The 20379-nt window shown below is 53.8% G+C and carries 12 protein-coding genes and 2 pseudogenes; 6 read left to right on the top strand and 8 right to left on the bottom strand.

All coding sequences use genetic code 11. From position 1 onward, the window contains the following. Positions 1 to 385 precede the first annotated feature (385 nt). The 7 genes and pseudogenes from VSQ30_RS16965 to VSQ30_RS16995 all read right to left on the bottom strand — a co-directional run. Complete coding sequence (locus tag VSQ30_RS16965; RefSeq protein ID WP_334465749.1) at positions 386 to 2683, bottom strand: S-layer homology domain-containing protein; 2298 nt, start codon at positions 2681 to 2683, stop codon at positions 386 to 388. A gap of 152 nt (positions 2684 to 2835) precedes the next feature. Next, positions 2836 to 4740, bottom strand: a complete 1905-nt coding sequence (locus tag VSQ30_RS16970) for a glycoside hydrolase family 13 protein (RefSeq protein ID WP_334465751.1) — start codon at positions 4738 to 4740, stop codon at positions 2836 to 2838. 254 nt (positions 4741 to 4994) lie between these two features. Then, positions 4995 to 8753, bottom strand: coding sequence for a phosphoribosylformylglycinamidine synthase (locus VSQ30_RS16975; protein WP_334465753.1), 3759 nt, complete (start codon positions 8751 to 8753; stop codon positions 4995 to 4997). A gap of 184 nt (positions 8754 to 8937) precedes the next feature. Then, positions 8938 to 10209: a glycosyltransferase family 2 protein gene (locus VSQ30_RS16980; protein ID WP_334465756.1), complete on the bottom strand. Its 1272-nt coding sequence runs from the start codon at positions 10207 to 10209 to the stop codon at positions 8938 to 8940. A gap of 519 nt (positions 10210 to 10728) precedes the next feature. Continuing rightward, a pseudogene (locus tag VSQ30_RS16985) lies at positions 10729 to 11058 on the bottom strand (IS30 family transposase); the annotation flags it as partial. A 39-nt stretch (positions 11059 to 11097) separates the two neighbouring features. Further along, positions 11098 to 12405, bottom strand: a complete 1308-nt coding sequence (locus VSQ30_RS16990) for an IS4 family transposase (protein WP_334461212.1) — start codon at positions 12403 to 12405, stop codon at positions 11098 to 11100. 123 nt (positions 12406 to 12528) lie between these two features. Beyond that, positions 12529 to 12759 (bottom strand): annotated as a pseudogene (locus VSQ30_RS16995) (DDE-type integrase/transposase/recombinase); the annotation flags it as partial. A gap of 2641 nt (positions 12760 to 15400) precedes the next feature. On the opposite strand from VSQ30_RS16995, the gene VSQ30_RS20820 reads away from it, so the two are divergent. The 6 genes from VSQ30_RS20820 to VSQ30_RS17025 all read left to right on the top strand — a co-directional run bounded on the left by VSQ30_RS20820 (position 15401) and on the right by VSQ30_RS17025 (position 18786). After that, entirely contained in the window at positions 15401 to 16261 is an 861-nt protein-coding gene (locus VSQ30_RS20820) for a DUF6273 domain-containing protein (protein WP_502876314.1), read from the top strand. Positions 16262 to 16734: 473 nt separating this feature from the next. Next, on the top strand, positions 16735 to 17022 hold the full coding sequence (locus VSQ30_RS17005) for a hypothetical protein (protein ID WP_334465767.1): 288 nt from the start codon (positions 16735 to 16737) through the stop codon (positions 17020 to 17022). After that, the gene (locus VSQ30_RS17010; protein WP_334465769.1) at positions 17019 to 17153 is read left to right on the top strand and encodes a holin; all 135 of its coding nucleotides are present in this window, start codon (positions 17019 to 17021) and stop codon (positions 17151 to 17153) included. The genes VSQ30_RS17005 and VSQ30_RS17010 overlap by 4 nt, the downstream gene beginning before the upstream one ends. A gap of 472 nt (positions 17154 to 17625) precedes the next feature. Then, entirely contained in the window at positions 17626 to 17805 is a 180-nt protein-coding gene (locus VSQ30_RS17015; protein ID WP_334465772.1) for a hypothetical protein, read from the top strand. A gap of 112 nt (positions 17806 to 17917) precedes the next feature. Then, a complete protein-coding gene (locus VSQ30_RS17020; RefSeq protein ID WP_334465775.1) occupies positions 17918 to 18256 on the top strand; it encodes a hypothetical protein in 339 nt (112 codons plus the stop codon). A gap of 203 nt (positions 18257 to 18459) precedes the next feature. Then, a complete protein-coding gene (locus tag VSQ30_RS17025) occupies positions 18460 to 18786 on the top strand; it encodes a hypothetical protein (protein ID WP_334465776.1) in 327 nt (108 codons plus the stop codon). 233 nt (positions 18787 to 19019) lie between these two features. Here the strand turns inward: VSQ30_RS17025 and VSQ30_RS17030 are convergent, their stop codons facing one another. After that, a complete protein-coding gene (locus VSQ30_RS17030) occupies positions 19020 to 20327 on the bottom strand; it encodes an IS4 family transposase (RefSeq protein ID WP_334461212.1) in 1308 nt (435 codons plus the stop codon). Positions 20328 to 20379: the final 52 nt, after the last annotated feature.

Genomic DNA, 20379 nt, shown 5'->3' on the forward strand with positions numbered 1-20379 from the left:
GGCCCTGCGCTATGGGTACAAAGCGCCATAGCCGCTTGCGGCTATTATACCAGCCCCAGCCCCAAAAGTCCACATAGTTTTCTTAGCGGGACAGCCAAAAGAGCAGATCCCGTTTTGGCGATATTACCGGAAAGTTTTATAGAAAAAACCGCCCGGGCATTTCTGCCCAGGCGGCTCTCTGTTTTCCTGTGAAACTAGAGCGTGTTCACACAAGTTGAATATGCAGATTTTCGAGGGGATTTTGTGGGATTCAAGGCAGGAACCGCAAGAAAGGCGAACGTTTGAAAAACGTTTTCGCATCTTCGAGGATTCCTAACACAGAAGCCCATGAAATAACCCGAAAAGATGCGTGTGACTGCTTTATGTGAACATGCTCTAGGGCTTCTTATACCTCCGGCGGGGTTTCCTCTGGCTTCGCCGGGGGCGGGGCCACGTTGGTGCGGTAACGCATGAGTATCACTGCCACCTGCGCCCGCAGGGCTTTGGCATTGGGGGAGAGGGTGGTGCTGCCAGTGCCTTGAATCAGTTTTTCCGCGCAGGCCCACTGAAGGGCGCGGTATCCTGCGGGGCTGGTATACTTGGCGTCCACAAAGCGATCCAAGCTGGCGGCCTTGTTGACGTTTACCGCATTGTAGCGGGAATAGTTATAGAAAATGATAGCAAGCTGTTCCCGGGTCAGGGCATCGTTTGGCCCAAAGCGCCCGTTGCCATAGCCCTGTACAATATGCTCGGAATTTGCCCAGCGGATAGCGTCGTAATAATATTCATCCTCATCCACGTCTGTGAAGGGGTTGGTGCTCCACACCTTAGGCTCCCCTTCCATGCGGTAGAGGATGGTCACCATCATGCCCCGGGTTATATTGCTGGTGGGAGAGAAAAGGGTGTTTGTGGTGCCCTTCATCAAGCCTTCGTTGTACACATATTTTACGGCAGTGACATACCAGGCATACTCGCTTACATCACTGAAGGGGTTTTCATCCTTATCCGAAAGGGAGGTGACAATGAGCTTGCCGGACACGTACTTGATGGCGGGGTTGTAGTGATCCATATCCGGCACCATGGCCCCGTCTATCAGGATTTCAAACTCCCCGTCGCTGATGGAATCCGCCACAGTAGCATATTTCATGGTGGGAGGGAATTTCAGCTCGTCCCCCTCCGCAAGCCCGGTAACAGTATAGTCCACGTCCAGCACAGGCCGGCTTAAATCCGGCACCGGATCGTCCACTTTGATTTTGCGCTCCATGGCAGTGACGGTGACAATAGCCTTTGTAATGGTAAACTGGCTGGTCCAGCTTCCGGTGAAGTCCCCGTCCGCCTCGGGAATGCTGAGGGTAACAGTATACTTCCCCGGCTCTGTAGGCGGCTCCGTTGTAGGCCCATAGTCTGTGTCACCATTGCCTACATAGGAGTGATCCAGTTCAGAAGCGTCATACTCGGGCATCTCCATCCCGGCAGTCCCCTCTGTCTGGGAATATTGGGGCAGGCCCGCATACCCCAATTGGGGCGTGCCGTCATAGGGCGGGGAAACAGGTTCCAGACCTGTGATGGTAATGCCGGTTTTGTCATCGCTGTACACCTGCAGCGTGAGTGAAAATTCGTTGAAATTATCAGACTCAATTAACAGGATGATTTCAGCAACCCTGTTTCTGCCGTCGTGGTTCGCTTCTGAAATGTCCAGCGTAAGTTCATTTGCGGTGACTTTAACCTCCTTCTCCGCAGGGTGATCGTTGTTATGGAAGAAGTCACTGTAAAGAACTTCAATATTTTGGATGGAGGGGGTTATTGTGCCATACTCCTGTCCGGCAGGCAGGGCGGGCAGCAGCTCTTCCAGGGCATATTTATATATGTGGGCGCGTCTGTTGCGCACTGTAAGCGTAGGGCTGGCACTGGAAACAGGGGCGGAAGCCTGTATAATTTTTGCTTCGCCAGACACAGTACTGGATTCCAATTTATAGTTTCCGGCAGCTTCCCCCGTTATTTTAATGTTCATGCCCAAAAGGTTCTGGGACTCCACCTTGGATGACGCAAAACGGAAAGTGCCCTCAAAGGAAACGCGGTCAAAATCATCTTGGATAATCTTTGTTTCTTCGTAGTCAATGGGCGAATCTTCCTCTACAGAGGGTTCATACTTGGATGTGCCATCATACGGCTTTGTAATGCCTTCACGCAGCACAGGGGTAATTGCAAGGGGGGCGATGGTAAAGCTGCACTGCGGGGCGGACATGTCCTTTATCACTTCTACGCGATCTTTTCCTGTATCAGGATCATCTGGATCTGTCGGATCCTGCTTCGGAATTGTCAGGCTCACTTTCGCGTCCAGTCTATAGCTTCCCGCATCCTTTGGCCTTGAAACAGTTTCCGTACCCTTTTTCCAGGCAGGAACACAACTATATTCCAATTCATCATCTGTGGTGTCCGCCGGAAGCTTGTATTCTGTGCCATTTTCAGCTACCAGCACCAGATCTGTTACAACAGGTGCAGCCGCTTCTTTCCCGTCGTACGTTTTGCTTAGCCCTTCCTTATAGGCATCCGTAAATTTTACGGACGCTACCTTCAAATCTCTCAAATCATCTATTGATAATTCTTCCGTCGGCGTAGTATCATCCGCCGCGAAAGCCCCTATGGGGCACAGGGACAGACACAGGGCCAGCGCGGTGATGATACTGAGCAATCGTTTTTTCATAGCGCATCCTCCTGAAGCAATTCATTTTGCCCCCGTTCAGATGAGGGAACAGGCTTTTGCAGCCACGGGGGGGATTTTCATTGAACTAATTATACACCCTCCCAGTGGAAAAGTCTACCGGAAGGGTGTAAGAAAAGGCTGGAAAATCCTGCCTATTCCTCCTGGGCAAGAGGTTCTTCCCGGGGCGGGGGAAGGCGCCGGGAAAACCGCATCACAGATCCGCTATAGGGCAGCACTACCTGCACCGTGCCCAGATGGCTTCCCAGCACGGGAACCGCCCCTGTGAAATCCAGCCCCAGGCCTTTAATGCTCTGGGGCCTGCCGCTGCGGTTTGCCACCAGCAGCAGGCTTTCCCGGGTGGTTTCTGTGAAAATATACCGCTCGAAAACCAGCAGGTTGTTTTCGGCCCGGAGGGTGCGGTAAGCCCCCTGGGCCAGGATGTCCTTGTGGGCCAGACGCATACGGCCCAGGCCCTTATACCATTCTATCAGGTCTTTGTCCTCCCTGCCCCAGGGGAAGCACGCGCGGCAGAAGGGATCCCGATACCCCTCCGCGCCAGCCTCGTCCCCATAATAGATGCAGGGCACCCCAGGCAGCAGGTACTGTATCAAGGAGGCAAGCCGCAGCCGCTGGAGGGCCAGGGTGCGCTGTTCCTCTGTCAAGCGCTGGGCCGCCTGCCACTCCCGTCCCCGGCCCCCGGCAGGCTCGCCCCCCAGCATGGTGAGGATGCGCTCGGTGTCGTGGGTGCCCAGGTGGTTCATCAGCAGGTGCAGGCACTGGGGCGGGTAATTCTCCACAATATTCTCTACAATCTCTTTGAATTCCCGGGGATCCGCCCCCAGCATGAAGCCCAGAACCGCATCCCGGAAGGGGTAGTTCATCACTGTATCCAACTGCCCCCCTAAAAGATACCGCCTGCGCACGCCATAGGCGGATTTATTGGAAGCGTCCTCCCACACCTCCCCCAGCACCAGGGCGTCCTCTTTTTCCTCTTTGGCCGCGGCGGCGAGCCTGTCTAAAAACAGGTCGGGCAGTTCGTCGGCTACGTCCAGCCGCCAGCCCGAGGCCCCAGCCCTAAGCCACTTGGGCACAATGCCGCCAGAGCCGTTGATATAGGCGTTAAAACTTTCGTTTGTCTCCTGCACATTTGGCAGGGTGTTGAAGTTCCACCAGCAGTCATAGCCATCAGGCCATTTGTAGAAGGAATACCAGGGGGCATAGGGGGAATCCTGGGACTGGTACGCGCCCTCTGTTCCATAGCGGCCGGACTTGTTGAAATACAGGCTGTCGCTGCCTGTATGGCTGAACACCCCGTCCAGAATAATCCGGATGCCCTGCTCTTTGGCCCTTTGGCACAGCTCTTTAAAATCCCCCTCTGTTCCCAGGAGGGGATCGATTTTCGAGTAGTCCGCCGTATCGTACCGGTGGTTGGAGTGGGACTCGAAGATGGGGTTCAGGTACAGGCAGGTGACGCCTAGTTCTTTCAAGTAGGGCAGGGCGTCCTGTATGCCCCGCAAATCCCCGCCGAAAAAGTCGGAATTGGTAACCTCCCCCTGCTCGTTGGGCCGCCATTCCGGCTGCTCGTGCCAGTTCGTATGGAAGCTACGGCCATAGGGGATTTCCCCCTTGGGGCTGTCCGAACGGGCAAAGCGGTCGGGGAGAATCTGGTACATGATGCCCCCCAAGAGCCAGGAAGGCGTGGTGAAGCGGTGGTCGTATACCGTCATCTGCCACTGGTTGGTGCCGCCGAACACCCCTGTGCCGCCCTCGCCCCGGTAGATGGTCAGGATGCCCCGGCAGGTGTGGATTTCAAAGTGGTAAAAGTACAACCCCGGCTTTTCGGGGGTAAACTCGCACTCCCACCACTCCCGGTTCTCGCCGTTCATCCCGCACCAGAACATGTCCCAAACCAGGGCTTCCCCTCCTTCTGGCTGTATAACTAGGTGGGCCGAGGTGCAGCTTAAGGGACGATCCAGGGTAATGCGGAAATGCACCCCCTGCCCGTCGGCTACGGCCCCTGTAGGATTGCGGTATTTACGGCTTCTGGAATTGAACATGCTTGTTATCTCTCCTTTAAGGCTTTGGGGGCGTTGCCCCCAAGCCCCCACAACCCCTTTTGAAAAAGGGGTTGATCCTAAAACTAAGATACCTTATTGTCTTGTGGAAAGCAGGCCCTTCTCTATATATAGACAGTATATGCTTCCCTAAAGCAGGCCAGCCCCGCCCAAAGTGAAGGTTTTGGGAGATTCTTAAGAACCTTTTTCCTGAAAAAAGGTTCTTAAGCCGCCGGAGGCAGGGAACAGCAGGCGGGTTACTGGAAGTACCGCACGCCGGACTCGAAGAGAAGCTGATCCTTTTTGCCCGGCACATTTTTGTAGAGATTCCTCCCCTTGCGCTCGGAGTGGCCCATTTTGCCGAATATCCTGCCGTCGGGGCTGGTGATGCCCTCAATGGCGCACACTGAGCCGTTGGGGTTCCAGCGGATGTCCCCGCTGGGCGCGCCTCCCGCGTCTACATACTGGGTGGCAATCTGCCCGTTTGCAATCAGGGCCTTCAGGGCCTTTTCGTCTGCCACAAACCGCCCCTCCCCATGGGACACAGGAATGGCGTATACATCCCCGGGGGCTGCCCCTGCGAGCCAGGGGGATTTCACGCTTGTCACCCGGGTGTATACCATCCGGGACACATGGCGGCCCAGGGTGTTGAAGGTCAGGGTGGGATCGTCCTCTTTAGGCTCGGTAATCTTTCCATAGGGCACAAGCCCCAGCTTGATTAAAGCCTGGAAGCCGTTGCAGATGCCCAGCATCAGGCCGTCCCGCTTCTCCAGAAGGTCTGTGACAGCCTGGGCAATGCGGGGGTTGCGGAAGGTGGTGGCAATAAACTTGCCGGAGCCTTCCGGCTCGTCGCCGCCGGAGAAGCCCCCGGGCAGCATGACAATCTGGGCCTCGTTTACAGCCTTTTCCATGCGGGCAATGGTTTCCTCAATGTCCTGGGGGGAAAGGTTTTTCACCACCAGGATATCTGTCTCAGCCCCTGCCTTCTGGAAGGCCCGGGCCGTATCTATCTCACAGTTTGTGCCGGGGAACACCGGAATAAACACCCGGGGCTTAACTGTTTTAATGGCAGGCCCCGGCTTTTTCTCCCGGCTTTCATACAGGGGCACGTCCGCTGCCACAGGCACTTCCTCCGCAAGGTTTGGGAACACCTTTTCCAGGGTGCCGTTCCAGATGGCGGCAAGCTCCTCCATGGGCATTTTCCCGCCGTCCAGTTCCACGCAGCCTTTGCCAGTGGTGCTGCCCAGCAGGATGCCATCCTTTACCTCTGCCTCGCTGGAAAGGGCAGCAACCAGCGCGCCAGCCTTGGGGGCATAGAGGGCTTCCCGGCTTAATCCAGCCGCAAACTTGAAACCCAGGCCGCTGCCAAAGCACATGCGCATACAGCAGGCGGCCGCGCCTCCTTCCCGCACCACGCCGCAGGCGGTGATGTCTCCGCAGTCCATGTGCTGCAGTACGCAGGTGTAATATGCCTTCAGCTTTTCCCAGTCCGGCATACCGTCCTTGTCCTCGGGCAGGGGCAGCAGCACCAGCCTTGTTCCCGGCTCCTGCACGCAGGCAGACAGGGTTCTGCTGGCCTTTGTCATGGAAAGGGCAAAGCTTACCAGGGTGGGAGGCACATCCAGGTTTTCAAAGGAGCCGGACATGCTGTCCTTGCCGCCAATGGCAGGCAGGCCCATATGGAGCTGGGCGGAAAGCGCCCCTAAAAGCGCCGCGGCAGGCAGGCCCCACCGCTTGGGATCCTCGTGGAGGCGGGGGAAGTATTCCTGGAAGGTGAGCCTGGCTTTTAAAGGATCAGCCCCTACAGCGCACAGCTTTGACAGGCTTTCCACCACTGCGTAGGCCGCGCCCATATAGGGCGACCACTTGGCGATGCCGGGGATGTACCCATAGGCCATAGCGGTGCAGTCGTCTGTCTCCCCCTCTAAAAGGGGTACCTTTGCCACCATGGCTTCCTCGGGGGTAAGCTGGTTTTCCCCGGCAAAGGGCATCAGCACCGTACCCGCGCCGATGGAGGCGTCGAACCGCTCAGAAAGGCCCTTCTGCCCGCACACCTCCAGCCGGGCCATGTTGGTTTTCAATGCTTCCAAGCCCTCTTTGCCCTCTAAGGCCGCCGGGACTGCTTCCCGGTAGCAGGGGCCTTGGGGGGCGGAGATTGCCGCCTTTGCCCGCTGGGTGACGCCGTTTGTGTCCAGGAAGGCCCGGGAAAGGTCTACAATGCCATCCCCCTGCCAGGCCATTTTCAGCCTGGGGGACTCTGTCACCGCTGCCACGGGGGTGGCCTCCAGGTTCTCCTCATGGGCCAGGGCCTGGAACTTCCCCACGTCCTCCGGGGAGAGCACCACAGCCATGCGCTCCTGGGATTCAGAGATGGCAAGCTCTGTGCCGTCCAAGCCCTCATATTTTTTTGTCACCTTGTCTAAATCTATCTCCAGCCCCGGGGCCAGTTCCCCAATGGCCACGCACATGCCTCCCGCGCCAAAGTCGTTGCAGCGCTTGATAAGCCGGGCGCAGTCTTTATTCCGGAAAAGCCGCTGGAGCTTCCGCTCTGTAGGCGGGTTGCCCTTCTGCACCTCGGCCCCGCACACCTCCACAGACTTTTCTGTGTGGGCTTTGCTGGAGCCTGTGGCCCCGCCAATGCCGTCCCGGCCTGTGGCCCCGCCCAAGAGGACGATAACATCCCCGGGGGCAGGCTCTTCCCGGCGCACGTTCTCCTTGGGGGAGGCCCCCACCACCGCGCCGATTTCCAGCCGCTTTGCCACATAGCCTGGGTCATACAGCTCTGTCACCTGGCCGGTGGCAAGGCCAATCTGGTTGCCGTAGGAGGAATATCCCGCCGCGGCCCCGGTGGTAATTTTCCGGCTGGGCAGTTTGCCGGGCAGGGTTTCAGAGAAGGGCAGGGTGGGATCCCCAGAGCCTGTCACCCGCATGGCCTGGTATACATAGGCCCGGCCTGACAAGGGATCCCGGATGGCGCCGCCCAGGCAGGTGGCGGCCCCACCGAAAGGCTCTATCTCTGTGGGGTGGTTGTGGGTTTCATTTTTAAACTGGATAAGCCAGGTTTCCACCCGCTCCCCGTCTTTATCTTTGATTTTCACCGGGGTCTCGATGGAGCAGGCGTTTATCTCGTCGCTTACGTCCAAATCAGGCACAAGGCCCTGCTTTCTTAGGTATTTGCCGCCAATGGTGCCCATGTCCATCAGGGAAACGGGCCGATCCGTCTGCCCGTACAGTTCCCCGCGCACCTCCAGGTATTCCCGCAGGGATTTTTCCACCGCTTCCTTTAAGGGGCCTTCCTCCACCTGCACCTCCTCCAGGCGGGTGAGGAAGGTGGTGTGGCGGCAGTGGTCGCTCCAATAGGTGTCAATGACCCGCAGCTCCGTAACCGTGGGATCCCTGTGCTCCTCGTCCCGGAAATAGTCCCGGCAGAAGGCAAGGTCCTCCAGGGTCATGGCAAAGCCCATGGAGCCGAAATATTTTTCCAGTTCCGCCTCATCCCACTGGGTGAAGCCCTCCACCCGGGCTACCTTCCCGGGCATGTCCGCTTTCAGATCCAGGGAATCCGGCTTTTCAAAGGAAGCCTCCCTGGCTTCCACAGGGTTTATAAGATAGGCTTTGATTTTCGAGAACCCCGCGTCGTCCACTTCCCCCTTCACGCCAATCACCTTGGCGGAAAGCACCTGGGGCCGCTCCCCCTGGGTGAGAAGCTGCACGCACTGGGCAGCGCTGTCTGCCCGCTGGTCATACTGCCCGGGCAGGTATTCCATGGCAAACACCCGGTATTCTGAAGGCAGGGTGAAGCTCTCGGGATACACGTTATCCATGGGCGGCTCGGACAGGACTGTGCGGGCAGCGGCGGAAAACTCCTCCGGGCTGAGGCCCGAGACGTCATACCGGTTGAGAATGCGCACCTCCTCAAGGCCTGTAAGCCCCAGGTTGCGCCGCAGGTCGGCAAGCAGCCCCTGGGCCTCTACGTCAAAACCCTTGCGTTTTTCTACGAATACTCTTGTTACCATACTGGCACTCCCTTTTTCTATAGATAATGGCGTTTATGGGTTTGCTTCCGGGATTCGGGCAGGCGGGCCTGTCCGCACAAAAGAACAGCTCCTGTGAGGGGGCAGGCCTTTGCCTTTCCCATTTTATCACAAGAGCCGTCATTTATAAAGCGGTTTTACAGTTTTTTTGGAAAAATCCCCTGCCTCACTTCCGGGTGCGCGGCCCCATGTCCCCAATGGACACGGCCACTGTATGCTTGATAGGCTTCCACTCTATGTTCCCGCACACAGCCAGCACCATGGCAAGGCCGAAGGTAAAGACAAAAATGGGATAGGTAAAGGCATACCGTATCTTTTTCCCTCTGGAGCAGTAAATGTTCCGCCACTCCGTAATCAGGGGCAAAAGGCCCATGACAAACATTAACAGATAAGAATTTATCAGGGCGCTAAGCACAGACTGGAAGAAAACCCCCATCTCCTCCCTGGCCCCCAGCATCCCCAGCACGAACATCCCTGTGTTCACCGCAAAGCTGCATACGGTGAGCACGCAGGCCGGGATGGTGGTCATCAAGGTGTCATAGCAGGCAAAGCTGCCGGTGCTTACCAGGGTGCGCAGCAGGCTGCCGCCATGCTTTGCCACTACTTGGAGATAGCCCTTCACCCAGCGGGAACGCTGGATAATGGACTGCCTGAAGCTGCGGGGCTGCTCGTCATACAATATGGCGCCAGGGCAGTACCGTATCTTTTCCCCCCTGGCAATCAGGTCGGCTGTAAACTCCAAATCTTCTGTCAGCAGGAAATACTCCCAGCCCCCTGTCTTTTCCAGCAGTCGGGGGTCAAAGAGGAATCCTGTGCCGGACACGGCACAGGACACCCCCAGGATATCCCGGGGGCGGTTCATGTACTCCGATTCCCGCAAAAACCACAAGCCATAGCCAGCTGTTATCCAGTTGTCCCCGAAATTCTTGGTGTTCCGGTAGCTGGTGACTGCCCTGGCCCCGTCTGCAAACACCTTGTTCATTTCTTCTATGTAATGGGGATCCAGCAGGTTGTCCGCATCGAACACAAAGAAGCCGTCAAACTTTTCCAGGCCCCGCTCCTCGTGTATCTTTCCCAGAAGGAAGCGAAGGGCATAGCCCTTTCCCACCTGGAGCTTATTCTGCCGTTCATACACCACGGCCCCATGGGCGCGGGCTATCCGGGCTGTATCGTCCGTGCAGTTGTCCGCCGCCACAAAAACCTCCACCAGCTCTCCGGGATAAGTCTGCCCGGCAATGCTGTCCAGAAGCTGGCCTATCACAGCGCTTTCGTTCCGGGCACAGATCAGCACGCCATAGCGGCACAGCCTTCCGGCCTCCTTCTCTGTCCCCGCCCTGCGCCGGCGGATAATCCGAACCGCGCAGTAAATCGCCTGGTAACAGCAGCAGGCCACAAACAGTGCCGCCACCACGAAATTGATAACAGAAAGAGCTTTCATATTCCTTCGCTCCTCTCAGAGTCTTTTCCAATATATCAATATTAGGAGCGGCTGAAAAATTCCGTTTTCCAGCCGGGTTGTTTCCATAAAACAGAGGAAAGGGCTGCCGGAAGCTGCCCAGAGGACATGCTCTGCCGGACAGGCCTTGCAACTGTATTTAGTCTATGATATTATAATATTGTGAACAAATTAAGACGGACGCAACGAATTTCTTACGAATTTATTAACAAGCTGCCTTTTTCCCTCCATTTGATCCGCCATGGGATGCCAAAACCGCACAGCAAGCCATGAAAAACAGGCTTTTCCGCCTTATGCACGTTCTTAGAACCCGCCTGCCCCAGAGGCTGTTTGAGAGCGAAGAAGGTGCTGAAGTTTGCGCGAATTCTTTTTGCTTCTTCCGGGATTGCCCAGGAACGGCTTGCCAATGGGAAAAGGGGCTTCTTTAAGAATTATAAAACAGGATCCAGACTTTTTTGGAAAATGTCAAGAGTAAATGCGAAAAAATTTGAAATATTTTTTTCAGAGGGCGGCGACGGCTTCACGGAAGAGCATTTCAGACGTTTTCCAACCTAAAATTTTACGTGGATAGTTGGCAATCCAGCTTTCCGCGCGTTTGACTTCTGCGGCGGTCACTTTCCCGAAGTCCGTTCCCTTCGGGAAGTGCCGCCGTATCATTTTGTTTTCGTTCTCATTGCTTCCCCGCTCGTAACTGCTGTATGGGTGACAATAGTAAATCTTCGTGCGCTTGCCCTTTGTCAGCACGGAACGTTCCAGCCGTTCCACGTCCGCAAATTCCCCGCCGTTGTCAACGGTGATCGTGCGGAAGATCAACCGGAAGAGGCGCGAACCGAACAATGCCATTAAGTTAAGCGCCCCCAAAGAGCCCCGCTATCGTGCCGGAAGATAAAACCAAGAAATCCGATTACCCGAGGAAACAGGTCTCTGGAAAGCCCGTCCCCGCCTTACCGGAAAGCGTTTCCTGTAAAGCAACCCTTCCAGTTCTCGAAAAGGTTTCCGTAAGAAAGCACAGCAGGCAAAGACAGCGTCGGAAAAATTGAGGCGCTGTTTTTGTTTTGTGTTGTGGCAGGAAAGCTTCACGTTCCAGGCTGCTGCCTGTGCAAAGTTAAAAATCAGGAAAGCAGCAAAAACCTCCTGTAAAATAAGTTCTGGAATTTTGGAGTGGAGATGAATGAGCGCCACTGAATATTTCAGGCTGCGGAAAGATGTTTCGATGCCCCAGCGTTTGGCGTAAAGAGCTTTCAAAGTTTCGGGCGGAAATTGATTTTTATTCAGATTTGTCAGGAAGGTTTCCGTTTTTCCATTGCAGAAATTTACGCGTACGATACGGAAAGAAAGCCGGTAAAAGCCAACGCTTTCTACAGGCAGGAAATCGAAAACACGCTGACTTGTAAGCTTATAATAATCTGCCGGAACAGGGATATTTCTTGTTTCCAGTTTTCGTTTTGTGAGGCGCCCCAAAGTGAGGCTTGCGGGTATATCAAATTCGGGAAAACAAGGAAGTTTTACACCAAAAACCGAATCCCTTTCCTTCAGGCGGATGACATATTTCCATCCCCGGTTTTCCAGATGCGCCAAGTTGTTCAGGGACGCATAGTTCCGGTCAGCTAAAAGGATAACCGGCTCTGAAATCCGCGAACGGTCTGTCATTTCACACAGAGCTTTGCCTTCATTTTTCTCGTGTTCCTTTTGGACAATTAAGTCTGTATAAATGCCGTTTTCCAAGTCAAAAAGAGCGTTTATCAGGTGCTTGTTCCAACCGTGCTGGCGGTCTGTTCCGGGCAGATAAGAAAGCAAATCTGCAGGGTATGCTGATGATTTCAAGGACGTTCCATCCACTGCCAGCAGCCGATATCCCCGGTACTTCTTTTCGGGGGTAAGTGAATTTGAAAAGCTGTGAAATAAGTCCTCCAAGGCTTTAGGCAAAAGCTTTTTCCGCTGCTGCACAAAGGCGGAGGCAGAAGGTGTTTTTTCTTGAAAACGGAAAGCTTTCATGAGATTTTTGCCCACGCTTTCACAGCTCATGGTGAGCAAGAAGAAAATGATATTTTCAAAATCCAGCGCCCTGCGGCGGGTGAAATCCCGTCCCGGCCGGCTGGCGTAAATTTGGGGATTCTTTCCCATTTTCCTTACCTGAGACAGCAGCTTTTTTCGTAAGTTTTTTGCGGTTTGTTTCATTTTATAAGCCCCTTGAAGTTTTTATTTTTCAAGGGGCTTCGCCGCATATTTTTCTCATTTTGTCAAGGGCTTTTTGCCGGTTTCTTTATCTTTTTACAAAATGCTTAACTTAATGGCATTGCGCGAACCGAAACGCCTTTCTATGCGGTCAAGGGCGGCAACCACGCTTTCAGCCGTCCGATCCGGCATTAGCTCCATAATGGGAAGACGGCTTTTCCGTTCGGTCAGCACAAGAAGGGTTTTCTTTGAACTCTTCTTTTTTGAATATACGGTGTCCATTTCCCAATGTCCCACGTCTTCCCGCGCGTCCACTTCGGCGGGGCGTTCCTCTATGCTTTCGCCCTTCGGAGCGCGCTTCACGGCTCAAGCACAGATCAACGTGCAGGGCACGTCCTCCGCCGGATACAAGAAGAAAAACTTCAAGTTCACCCTAAAGGATGGCATGACCTATAAGCTCCGGGAGGACTCCTTGCCCGCAAGCGTTTTCTGCATGAAAGCGGACGTGGCGTCCTCCGAAGGGGCAAACAACGTGGAGCTGGTGCGGCTCTATAACGACACCGTGCCCCACAAGGCCCCGCCCCAGGAAGATAACCCCCAGGTGCGGGTGGGCATTGACGGCGTGCCCTGCATCATATTCTGGCACAACACGGACTGCACAAACCTTGCGGCGCTGTGCGCCTGGGTGGCCTCTACGGACCGGACAGCGGTAAGCACAGAGGAAGAAAAGGCCGCGCGGCTTGAAAAATTCAAGAGTGAGTTTGAGGAACACTTCGTGAAAGCCCCCATGCTGTTCTACTACCTCTTTACCGAAGTGTTCTTGATGGTGGACAGCCGGGCGAAAAACTTCTTCCCCACCACCTTTGACGGGGTGCACTGGCTCCCCTTCCCTTACGACTTCGACACGGCCCTGGGCATAAACAACGAGGGCCAGCTTGTCTTTGATTATGACCTGGAGGATACCGACCACTTAGACGGGGCCAACATCTTCAACGGCCAGGAAAGCGTGCTGTGGCAGAACATACGGGGCGCTTTCCCCGATGAGCTGAAAGCCATGTACAACACCCTGCGCAGCGGGAGCGAATTCAGCTTCGAGGAACACCAGTCCGTCTGGCCCGAGGCCGTGTGGAACGAGGACGCCTGGGAGAAATATCTGGAGCCTTTGGAGCATGATAACGACGGCTCCTACCTTGCCATGCTGCAAGGCTCCAAGGCCAGCCAGCGGGCCTGGTGGCTCTTTAACGGCTTCCGCTACCGGGACAGCAAATACCAGTGTGGGGACGCCCAGGGCAGTTTCATCACCCTGCGCTGCTACCGCGTCGGGGATATCACCGTCACACCTTACAGCCACGTATGGCCCCGGGTGAAGTACGGCAGCTACACGGTTACCCAGCGGGGAAAGCGCAATGTGCCCTGCACCCTCCCCTGCCCCCTGGAGGACATGAACGACACGGAGGTCTATATCTATTCTGCTGACCGGCTGGCGGCTATTGGTGATCTCTCGCCCCTGCAGGTGGGCTATGCCAACTTCTCCATGGCCGGGAAGCTCCAAAGCCTCAAGCTGGGGGATGGTGGGGCGGGCTATCAGAACACCCGGCTCACGGAGCTTTACGTGGGCAATAACGGACTTCTCTCCCTGCTGGATATCCAGAATTGCGTATGCCTGTCTATGTCCGTTGACCTTTCCGGGTGCGTGGGGCTGGAGACGATCAGGGCCAAGGGTTCGGCTATAACGGGTGTAAATCTGCCCGTAGGCGGCCGCCTGCGGACCCTGGAACTGTCGGGCACTGTTACCAACCTGACCCTGCGGGAACTCAAGCACTTTGAGACATTGGACATGGCAAGCTTTGAAAATCTCACCACCCTGCGCATTGAGAACATGCCCCATGTGCCGCTGGACGCCATCATCACGGGTGCCGCAAACCTCAATCGTGTGCGCCTGCTGGGGGTGGAGTGGCAAGCAGAAAGCGAAGCATCCCTGCAAGAGAGCATTACGAAGCTCAAGGGCTGCATCGGCCTGGACGCCGCCGGGCAGAACACGCCCTCCGCTGTGGTGACGGGCCGGGTGCTGGTGGCTTCCATCTCGCCAGAGCTGCTGACGGAAATAAACGACAGCTTCCCCCAGCTTGTGGTGGTGGCGGATGGTGAGCCCCAATTCATCGTGCGGTATGTGGACTGGGACAACACCCTCTTGTACCGGGCCGTGGTAGGCGCTGGCAGCCCAGCCCCGAACCCCGTCACATCCGGCCTGCTGGACGCCCCCGCCCGGGAGGGCACGGAGGACACCCGCTATGCTTTCCGGGACTTCGGCGCTTTGCCCCAGGCGGTAAGCAAAAACGAGAGCGTGGTGGCCCAGTACGATACCCAGTACCGGGTGCGCTTTATGAACGGCGAGGCGGCCTTTGATACCCAGTGGGCCACAGCCGGGCAGAGCGCCCAGACACCCAGCGGCACGCCCACAAAGGCCAGCACGGCCCAGTACAGCTACACCTTCAGCGGGTGGCAGGGCAGCTATGCCAATGTGACGGCCCCTGTGGACGTGGAGGCGAAGTTTACCTCTACGGTAAGAAAGTATACGGTGACGTTCTATAACGGCTCCACGCTGCTGCAGACGGTACAGAATGTGCCCTATGGGGGGAGTGCAAGTTATACCGGGGCCACGCCCGTAAGTCCGGACGGCCCCGCCACAGACTACCCCTTCGAGGGGTGGAACCCCCAACCCACCAATATCACCGGCACCACAAAATGTATAGCTGTGTTCGGCTCTCCGCTGGAAGTCAAGGAGATTGAGGACAGTTGGGATGATATCCTGGCCGCCTGCGCCGATGGCACCTACAAGCAAAAGTACAAGATCGGCAACTATAAGCCCCTGGACATGGGTACAGAGGGCATCATCAACATGCAGATTGCCGGAAAAGATGTAGACGCCCTGGCAGATGGTTCCGGCATGGCACCCCTTAGCTGGGTAGGGATTGAACTGCTTAAGACTAATAGGGGAATGAATAATTCATCTCTGGTTACAAACTATGACTATCCTAATGTTCCATCCTGGGCGCCAGGAACGGGAAGTGATGCGAATCTATGGACAACGCAGATAAAATTCTATAAAGGCTCTGTAGCTCGTGCGACATGGACAATAATCGCAGAAGAAGCAGGCACTATAGCGATAGAGTATAATACTTCGAGCAGTACAAGTTATTACAATAATCTTACTGTAGAAGTGAATGGAGAGATAATAGCAAAAAAATACTGTTCCTCTAAGTACGCCAGATATACAGTAGATGTACAAAAGGAAGATACTTTGACAGTGAGTGCAGCCTATAATCTCATTGCAGAGACAAATACCAAAGGAAATATCCGCATTACTGGAACTGGTAATATTTTGATTACAGCAAATATTGAAGAGGCTCCTACACGAGGAGAGATTCAAGACTATCAATTGGGCACTGGCTCTATCGGCGGATGGGAAAAGAGCGAATTGCGTAGATACTATTATGGTACCCTTTTATCGCTGATCCCTGAAAGTATAAGGGTACAGCTAAAGACCGTGCTGAAGAATCAGGAAGCGTATAATGCAGCAGGTGACGGCTACACCCAAACTACAGAAGAAAAGGTTTGTCCGCCCTCGTATACTGAACTGTACGGCTCTTTAAGCGGGATAAATCAGCCAAGATATAAGGTTCTTTTCCCGGATAACATAAGCAGAACCAAAAAGAAGGTCGGCATAACAACGTCTGCTTCGTGGCGGACGCGATCCGCCTATAATTGCTTTGGTTTTAGATCTGTGGATTCCAAAGGCGGCTCCTATCAAGAAAATGTGGTTTTTTCGCAATCTCTGCCGCTCTGCTTCTTTACGTAATCAGGAACCTGATATGCACAGGATAAATTGACAAAATCCGACAGCACAGCTATAATAAAAAATGCCCCTCCGAAAGAGGGGCAGGCGCAGATTTGCGCCGGAGGACGCTGTATACATAAAAGGCGGTTAGCCCATCCCCGACTGAAAGGGGGTGATACATTTCCCGGAGATTAATACTTTCCATTCGGAAAGTATACGAAGGGAGGTGGCGCGATATGGGAAAAGGACGCTGGATGAAAATCCTGCGCTTTGTGCTGGTACTGCTGGCGGTAGCAATACTGCTTGCTTACATAGCACCCATAAAAGCGTGTTGACCGCTCGGCAGGCACCCGAACGGTCAACATAACTTCATGTTGATTGTCTAGGGCTAACCGCCATGTGACAGCGCCCTCTTTATCATTATTATACCATATACCCCGGCTTTGTCAAGAACAAGGCCGGGTATTTATTTTGCAGGAAAGGGGGTGAACCATATGACTGAATGGGGCGTTGTGGGTGTGATTGCCGCCATTGTGGGGCTGATCGTGACAGTGGCCGGGCCTATGATAAAGGTCAGCTCAAACCTGACGAAGATCTCCACGATTTTAGACAGCATCACAGCCCGGGTGGACAAGCTGGAGGGCGCTGACCGGGATTTCCAGGAAAGCACCCGCCAAGCCCGGGGGCGGCTGCATGAGCGCATTGATGAAGTAGCCGGGCAGGTGAATAACCACGAAGTACGCATAACAACTTTAGAAAACACAGGAGGGAAAAAATCATGACAAAGGAATGGTGGAAAGCAGCGGGAATCCGGGCCGTTAAGACGGTGGCCCAGACGGCGGTGGCGACAATCGGCACCACCGCTATGGTAAGCTTTTGCATGAAAAAGGGAGATAACATAGTTTTTCGTTAGATAATCACGCATTTTGTGATTTCTGCAAAGTGTAAGAGCCCGACTGTCTCTTTTCTGACAGCCAGGCTCTTTTAACCTCAAATTTAACCTCAAACGGGCGGTTTAACCTCATTTTAACCTCAAATTTCAGAGTTTTTTCGCCACAAATCAGGACAAAAAGAGATAGCAAAAACCCGCCTAAACCTAGTGTTTAAGCGGGTTTCCCATGGTGGGCGCTAACGGACTTGAACCGCTGACCCCCTGCACGTCAAGCACTCCGAACCAGTACACACTTGTACAAAAACCCGCATAAAACCTAGCTTTTTCGACTCTCCCGGCACGGGCGGGAATGGGGTATTTTCAACCGCTGGGTAGTCAAAAAGTAGTCAGATGCAGGAACACACCAAGTACCATTTTGCCGATCGCGGAAAAATGGTACTTGACTTTCTGATTCCCAAAATGTATAATGGGAATCAAAAAGTGAGGTGAGTCGGTGCCCACCAAAATGGGAAGGCCAAAAAGTGACCACCCTAAAGCCACACAAATCGGCGTAAGACTCGATGCAGATACGCTCAAAAAGTTAGACGAAAATGCAGAGCATTTTCATGAAACACGAGTTGCTTCGTTGCGCCGTGGTATAGAGTTAGTCAATCAGGCCATCAAGAAAAAGTAGGATACTGGTCGCCCTTCCAAGACACCCAGTACCCTCACACACCAATCCCCGAAAGGCTTGGTAAATCTATTCTACCAAACCTCTGGGGAAAATACAAGGAGGTAAATTAAAAATGTGTATTGAAAACACAACCGAGGCCGCAATGGCCACTAAAGACCAGGAGCGGGGAGTCCTGCAGCAGATCAAAGCTATGGTGGCCGACCTGGGGCCGGACAGCTACATCGCCATCGCTTTCCGCGGCGTGTTCGATATCGCGGAAGAGAACATCGAGAACGACTTCTCCGGGAACCCGGTCGACCACGCCCAGGAGCTGGGGGAGCAGTTGGCCCAGCGCACCGTTCAGGTGGGCCAGCTGGCCGAGGAGCGGGACAAGTACAAGGCTCTGGCCGAGGCGGCTGAAGCACAGCTGGTTGTCCTTAAGGCCAAGCTGTACGACTATATGACGGCCTAAAGGAACATAGGGACTGCTGGAAAACCCGGTAGTCCCTATTATTATCCCGCCGAAAGGCAGGTTTGTCAAACTGGCAGGACGGCCAGAGTTTCCCTCGAAAATTTGTGCGTCTTAGGCGCTTGTTTTTTCCTGTCCGGCGGGGTAATATAAAAGCACCGCAAAATCGGCCGGGAAGCGAATATAGTACATGGAGGCGTTATGGAATGGGCGTACAAAAGGGATATTCTTTCTGCAAAGCATATGAAAGTTATCTGGCCTGGTTTCACGATAAGGCCACAGACACGGCGAAACCGAAGGATGAAGAAGAAATTTTAGGCTGTCAGCTATGCAATGAAGATGTGTTCGAGGGAGAAGGCTTCCTTCTGAGCCGGGTGTTCTTTGTTGTGCCGCTGCTGCCGTCAGAGAGCAGGAACGGGCGGCTGGAGGTTTTCGTAATCACAGAATTGAACCTGATGAAGAAAGCGGAGGACAGCGACGAAATAGAGGACGTTATACCTGTAGAATATACAGCGCCGCCGTTTCAGGCGTAAAAATAAAAAGCCCCAGCCCTCCTTCATTTGAGAATGCTGAGACTTCCGCAATTTATTTACAAGGCTTTCAAAATTGTAATATTATTTCCTTATTTGCAATTTCCAATCTGGCGGAAAAGCCATATGGAATAGGTGGTCGGCTTTTTCAATTCATCCATCTTCTAATATCCCCAAATAAAGAAATGTCCCCCCCTGGGCAATGCCATTAAGTTAAGCGCCCCCAAAGAGCCCCGCTATCGTGCCGGAAGATAAAACCAAGAAATCCGATTACCCGAGGAAACAGGTCTCTGGAAAGCCCGTCCCCGCCTTACCGGAAAGCGTTTCCTGTAAAGCAACCCTTCCAGTTCTCGAAAAGGTTTCCGTAAGAAAGCACAGCAGGCAAAGACAGCGTCGGAAAAATTGAGGCGCTGTTTTTGTTTTGTGTTGTGGCAGGAAAGCTTCACGTTCCAGGCTGCTGCCTGTGCAAAGTTAAAAATCAGGAAAGCAGCAAAAACCTCCTGTAAAATAAGTTCTGGAATTTTGGAGTGGAGATGAATGAGCGCCACTGAATATTTCAGGCTGCGGAAAGATGTTTCGATGCCCCAGCGTTTGGCGTAAAGAGCTTTCAAAGTTTCGGGCGGAAATTGATTTTTATTCAGATTTGTCAGGAAGGTTTCCGTTTTTCCATTGCAGAAATTTACGCGTACGATACGGAAAGAAAGCCGGTAAAAGCCAACGCTTTCTACAGGCAGGAAATCGAAAACACGCTGACTTGTAAGCTTATAATAATCTGCCGGAACAGGGATATTTCTTGTTTCCAGTTTTCGTTTTGTGAGGCGCCCCAAAGTGAGGCTTGCGGGTATATCAAATTCGGGAAAACAAGGAAGTTTTACACCAAAAACCGAATCCCTTTCCTTCAGGCGGATGACATATTTCCATCCCCGGTTTTCCAGATGCGCCAAGTTGTTCAGGGACGCATAGTTCCGGTCAGCTAAAAGGATAACCGGCTCTGAAATCCGCGAACGGTCTGTCATTTCACACAGAGCTTTGCCTTCATTTTTCTCGTGTTCCTTTTGGACAATTAAGTCTGTATAAATGCCGTTTTCCAAGTCAAAAAGAGCGTTTATCAGGTGCTTGTTCCAACCGTGCTGGCGGTCTGTTCCGGGCAGATAAGAAAGCAAATCTGCAGGGTATGCTGATGATTTCAAGGACGTTCCATCCACTGCCAGCAGCCGATATCCCCGGTACTTCTTTTCGGGGGTAAGTGAATTTGAAAAGCTGTGAAATAAGTCCTCCAAGGCTTTAGGCAAAAGCTTTTTCCGCTGCTGCACAAAGGCGGAGGCAGAAGGTGTTTTTTCTTGAAAACGGAAAGCTTTCATGAGATTTTTGCCCACGCTTTCACAGCTCATGGTGAGCAAGAAGAAAATGATATTTTCAAAATCCAGCGCCCTGCGGCGGGTGAAATCCCGTCCCGGCCGGCTGGCGTAAATTTGGGGATTCTTTCCCATTTTCCTTACCTGAGACAGCAGCTTTTTTCGTAAGTTTTTTGCGGTTTGTTTCATTTTATAAGCCCCTTGAAGTTTTTATTTTTCAAGGGGCTTCGCCGCATATTTT

It is taken from the genome of Acutalibacter sp. JLR.KK004, assembly GCF_036941085.1.
Classification (GTDB): Bacteria; Bacillota; Clostridia; order Oscillospirales; family Acutalibacteraceae; genus Acutalibacter.